We start from the raw sequence: 5,681 nt of genomic DNA on the forward strand, positions 1-5,681 counted from the left end.
TTCGATCTTCTCGGTCGAAAGCGGAGAAAAAGAGGTGTTGACAGCAGCGACTAACGCTGTAGAATTCGCCTCCCGCTAACGAGAGATCGGAAGCGCAAGTGGTTGAAGTTGCTGATGTTTCTTACGGGAAACTTTGAAAACTTCTGAAAATAACCGCTTGACAGCAACAGAGGCTGCTGTAGAATGCGCGCCTCGGTTGAGAYGAAAGCTCTTAACCAACCGCTCTTTAACAACTGAATCAAGCAATTCGTGTGGGTGCTTGTGGRGTCAGACTGATAGTCAACAAGATTATCAGCATCACAAGTTRCTCCGCGAGAAATCAAAGATGTAACCAACGATTGCTGAGCCAAGTTTAGGGTTTCTTAAAAACCCAAAGATGTTTGAACTGAAGAGTTTGATCATGGCTCAGATTGAACGCTGGCGGCAGGCCTAACACATGCAAGTCGAGCGGCAGCACGGGTACTTGTACCTGGTGGCGAGCGGCGGACGGGTGAGTAATGCCTAGGAATCTGCCTGGTAGTGGGGGATAACGTTCGGAAACGAACGCTAATACCGCATACGTCCTACGGGAGAAAGCAGGGGACCTTCGGGCCTTGCGCTATCAGATGAGCCTAGGTCGGATTAGCTAGTTGGTGAGGTAATGGCTCACCAAGGCGACGATCCGTAACTGGTCTGAGAGGATGATCAGTCACACTGGAACTGAGACACGGTCCAGACTCCTACGGGAGGCAGCAGTGGGGAATATTGGACAATGGGCGAAAGCCTGATCCAGCCATGCCGCGTGTGTGAAGAAGGTCTTCGGATTGTAAAGCACTTTAAGTTGGGAGGAAGGGCAGTTACCTAATACGTAATTGTTTTGACGTTACCGACAGAATAAGCACCGGCTAACTCTGTGCCAGCAGCCGCGGTAATACAGAGGGTGCAAGCGTTAATCGGAATTACTGGGCGTAAAGCGCGCGTAGGTGGTTCGTTAAGTTGGATGTGAAATCCCCGGGCTCAACCTGGGAACTGCATTCAAAACTGTCGAGCTAGAGTATGGTAGAGGGTGGTGGAATTTCCTGTGTAGCGGTGAAATGCGTAGATATAGGAAGGAACACCAGTGGCGAAGGCGACCACCTGGACTGATACTGACACTGAGGTGCGAAAGCGTGGGGAGCAAACAGGATTAGATACCCTGGTAGTCCACGCCGTAAACGATGTCAACTAGCCGTTGGGAGCCTTGAGCTCTTAGTGGCGCAGCTAACGCATTAAGTTGACCGCCTGGGGAGTACGGCCGCAAGGTTAAAACTCAAATGAATTGACGGGGGCCCGCACAAGCGGTGGAGCATGTGGTTTAATTCGAAGCAACGCGAAGAACCTTACCAGGCCTTGACATCCAATGAACTTTCCAGAGATGGATTGGTGCCTTCGGGAACATTGAGACAGGTGCTGCATGGCTGTCGTCAGCTCGTGTCGTGAGATGTTGGGTTAAGTCCCGTAACGAGCGCAACCCTTGTCCTTAGTTACCAGCACGTAATGGTGGGCACTCTAAGGAGACTGCCGGTGACAAACCGGAGGAAGGTGGGGATGACGTCAAGTCATCATGGCCCTTACGGCCTGGGCTACACACGTGCTACAATGGTCGGTACAGAGGGTTGCCAAGCCGCGAGGTGGAGCTAATCCCAYAAAACCGATCGTAGTCCGGATCGCAGTCTGCAACTCGACTGCGTGAAGTCGGAATCGCTAGTAATCGCGAATCAGAATGTCGCGGTGAATACGTTCCCGGGCCTTGTACACACCGCCCGTCACACCATGGGAGTGGGTTGCACCAGAAGTAGCTAGTCTAACCTTCGGGGGGACGGTTACCACGGTGTGATTCATGACTGGGGTGAAGTCGTAACAAGGTAGCCGTAGGGGAACCTGCGGCTGGATCACCTCCTTAATCGACGACATCAGCTGCTCCATAAGTTCCCACACGAATTGCTTGATTCATTGAAGAAGACGATATGAAGCAGCCTGTATCAGGTTGTAGCTGTGTTGGTTAGAGCGCACCCCATGCTGTGTGGTAAAGAGCAGGGTGAGGTCGGCCTTAGTAGCTCGAAATTGGGTCTGTAGCTCAGTTGGTTAGAGCGCACCCCTGATAAGGGTGAGGTCGGCAGTTCGAATCTGCCCAGACCCACCAATTTTGTGTGGGAACACCTGTAGAAATACGGGGCCATAGCTCAGCTGGGAGAGCGCCTGCCTTGCACGCAGGAGGTCAACGGTTCGATCCCGTTTGGCTCCACCACTACTGCTTCTGTTGTTGAAAGCTTAGAAATGAGCATTCCATCGTGATGATGGTGAATRTTGATTTCTAGTCTTTGGCTAGATCGTTCTTTAAAAATTTGGGTATGTGATAGAAAGATAGACTGRACGTTACTTTCACTGGTAACGGATCAGGCTAAGGTAAAATTTGTGAGTKGCTCTTAATTGAGCATGCGAATTTTCGGCGAATGTCGTCTTCACAGTATAACCAGATTGCTTGGGGTTATATGGTCAAGTGAAGAAGCGCATACGGTGGATGCCTTGGCAGTCAGAGGCGATGAAAGACGTGGTAGCCTGCGAAAAGCTTCGGGGAGTCGGCAAACAGACTTTGATCCGGAGATGTCTGAATGGGGGAACCCAGCCATCATAAGATGGTTATCTTGTACTGAATACATAGGTGCAAGAGGCGAACCAGGGGAACTGAAACATCTAAGTACCCTGAGGAAAAGAAATCAACCGAGATTCCCTTAGTAGTGGCGAGCGAACGGGGACTAGCCCTTAAGTGGCTTTGAGATTAGCGGAACGCTCTGGAAAGTGCGGCCATAGTGGGTGATAGCCCTGTACGCGAAAATCTCTTRGTCATGAAATCGAGTAGGACGGAGCACGAGAAACTTTGTCTGAATATGGGGGGACCATCCTCCAAGGCTAAATACTACTGACTGACCGATAGTGAACTAGTACCGTGAGGGAAAGGCGAAAAGAACCCCGGAGAGGGGAGTGAAATAGATCCTGAAACCGTATGCGTACAAGCAGTGGGAGCMSACTTTGTTSKGTKACTGCGTACCTTTTGTATAATGGGTCAGCGACTTATTTTCAGTGGCGAGCTTAACCGAATAGGGGAGGCGTAGCGAAAGCGAGTCTTAATAGGGCGTCTAGTCGCTGGGAATAGACCCGAAACCGGGCGATCTATCCATGGGCAGGTTGAAGGTTAGGTAACACTGACTGGAGGACCGAACCGACTACCGTTGAAAAGTTAGCGGATGACCTGTGGATCGGAGTGAAAGGCTAATCAAGCTCGGAGATAGCTGGTTCTCCTCGAAAGCTATTTAGGTAGCGCCTCATGTATCACTGTAGGGGGTAGAGCACTGTTTCGGCTAGGGGGTCATCCCGACTTACCAAACCGATGCAAACTCCGAATACCTACAAGTGCCGAGCATGGGAGACACACGGCGGGTGCTAACGTCCGTCGTGAAAAGGGAAACAACCCAGACCGTCAGCTAAGGTCCCAAAGTTATGGTTAAGTGGGAAACGATGTGGGAAGGCTTAGACAGCTAGGAGGTTGGCTTAGAAGCAGCCACCCTTTAAAGAAAGCGTAATAGCTCACTAGTCGAGTCGGCCTGCGCGGAAGATGTAACGGGGCTCAAACCATACACCGAAGCTACGGGTATCACTTAGGTGATGCGGTAGAGGAGCGTTCTGTAAGCCTGTGAAGGTGAGTTGAGAAGCTTGCTGGAGGTATCAGAAGTGCGAATGCTGACATGAGTAACGACAATGGGTGTGAAAAACACCCACGCCGAAAGACCAAGGTTTCCTGCGCAACGTTAATCGACGCAGGGTTAGTCGGTCCCTAAGGCGAGGCTGAAAAGCGTAGTCGATGGAAAACAGGTTAATATTCCTGTACTTCTGGTTATTGCGATGGAGGGACGGAGAAGGCTAGGCCAGCTTGGCGTTGGTTGTCCAAGTTTAAGGTGGTAGGCTGGAATCTTAGGTAAATCCGGGATTYCAAGGCCGAGAGCTGATGACGAGTGTTCTTTTAGAACACGAAGTGGTTGATGCCATGCTTCCAAGAAAAGCTTCTAAGCTTCAGGTAACCAGGAACCGTACCCCAAACCGACACAGGTGGTTGGGTAGAGAATACCAAGGCGCTTGAGAGAACTCGGGTGAAGGAACTAGGCAAAATGGCACCGTAACTTCGGGAGAAGGTGCGCCGGTGAGGGTGAAGCATTTACTGCGTAAGCCCACGCCGGTCGAAGATACCAGGCCGCTGCGACTGTTTATTAAAAACACAGCACTCTGCAAACACGAAAGTGGACGTATAGGGTGTGACGCCTGCCCGGTGCCGGAAGGTTAATTGATGGGGTTAGCTAACGCGAAGCTCTTGATCGAAGCCCCGGTAAACGGCGGCCGTAACTATAACGGTCCTAAGGTAGCGAAATTCCTTGTCGGGTAAGTTCCGACCTGCACGAATGGCGTAACGATGGCGGCGCTGTCTCCACCCGAGACTCAGTGAAATTGAAATCGCTGTGAAGATGCAGTGTATCCGCGGCTAGACGGAAAGACCCCGTGAACCTTTACTATAGCTTTGCACTGGACTTTGAATTTGCTTGTGTAGGATAGGTGGGAGGCTTTGAAGCGTGGACGCCAGTTCGCGTGGAGCCATCCTTGAAATACCACCCTGGCAACTTTGAGGTTCTAACTCAGGTCCGTTATCCGGATCGAGGACAGTGTATGGTGGGTAGTTTGACTGGGGCGGTCTCCTCCTAAAGAGTAACGGAGGAGTACGAAGGTGCGCTCAGACCGGTCGGAAATCGGTCGTAGAGTATAAAGGCAAAAGCGCGCTTGACTGCGAGACAGACACGTCGAGCAGGTACGAAAGTAGGTCTTAGTGATCCGGTGGTTCTGTATGGAAGGGCCATCGCTCAACGGATAAAAGGTACTCCGGGGATAACAGGCTGATACCGCCCAAGAGTTCATATCGACGGCGGTGTTTGGCACCTCGATGTCGGCTCATCACATCCTGGGGCTGAAGCCGGTCCCAAGGGTATGGCTGTTCGCCATTTAAAGTGGTACGCGAGCTGGGTTTAGAACGTCGTGAGACAGTTCGGTCCCTATCTGCCGTGGACGTTTGAGATTTGAGAGGGGCTGCTCCTAGTACGAGAGGACCGGAGTGGACGAACCTCTGGTGTTCCGGTTGTCACGCCAGTGGCATTGCCGGGTAGCTATGTTCGGAATAGATAACCGCTGAAAGCATCTAAGCGGGAAACTAGCCTCAAGATGAGATCTCACTGGGACCTTGAGTCCCCTGAAGGGCCGTCGAAGACTACGACGTTGATAGGTTGGGTGTGTAAGCGCTGTGAGGCGTTGAGCTAACCAATACTAATTGCCCGTGAGGCTTGACCATATAACACCCAAGCAATTTGYTGATCCGRAAGGACACCAGATTGCGGTGTGTGAAGACGCAATGAACCGAAAGTTCGCAACCATTCACAAAAGCCGCACAAACTATCGCATACCCAATTTGCTGAAGCGTCGAAAGACGGTTCGGTACCCGAATTTCTTGACGACCATAGAGCATTGGAACCACCTGATCCCATCCCGAACTCAGAAGTGAAACGATGCATCGCCGATGGTAGTGTGGGGTTTCCCCATGTGAGAGTAGGTCATCGTCAAGATTAAAT

Annotated in this window: 2 tRNA genes and 3 rRNA genes; all 5 read left to right on the forward strand. The window is 51.4% G+C overall.

Annotated elements, in window-relative coordinates:
- Nucleotides 1–382 precede the first annotated feature (382 nt).
- The 5 genes from AC1D2Q_RS29385 to rrf all read left to right on the forward strand — a co-directional run bounded on the left by AC1D2Q_RS29385 (nucleotide 383) and on the right by rrf (nucleotide 5,675).
- Nucleotides 383–1,921, forward strand: a 16S ribosomal RNA gene (locus AC1D2Q_RS29385).
- 163 nt (nucleotides 1,922–2,084) lie between these two features.
- Nucleotides 2,085–2,161: transfer RNA gene (locus tag AC1D2Q_RS29390), tRNA-Ile, on the forward strand.
- A 29-nt stretch (nucleotides 2,162–2,190) separates the two neighbouring features.
- Nucleotides 2,191–2,266, forward strand: a tRNA-Ala gene (locus tag AC1D2Q_RS29395).
- Nucleotides 2,267–2,512: 246 nt separating this feature from the next.
- Nucleotides 2,513–5,404: ribosomal RNA gene (locus AC1D2Q_RS29400) — 23S ribosomal RNA — on the forward strand.
- 155 nt (nucleotides 5,405–5,559) lie between these two features.
- Nucleotides 5,560–5,675: ribosomal RNA gene (gene rrf / locus AC1D2Q_RS29405) — 5S ribosomal RNA — on the forward strand.
- Together the 16S, 23S and 5S rRNA genes with 2 tRNA genes alongside form the textbook arrangement of a ribosomal RNA operon.
- Nucleotides 5,676–5,681 lie beyond the last annotated feature (6 nt).

It is taken from the genome of Pseudomonas sp. P1_A1 (genome assembly GCF_056406935.1).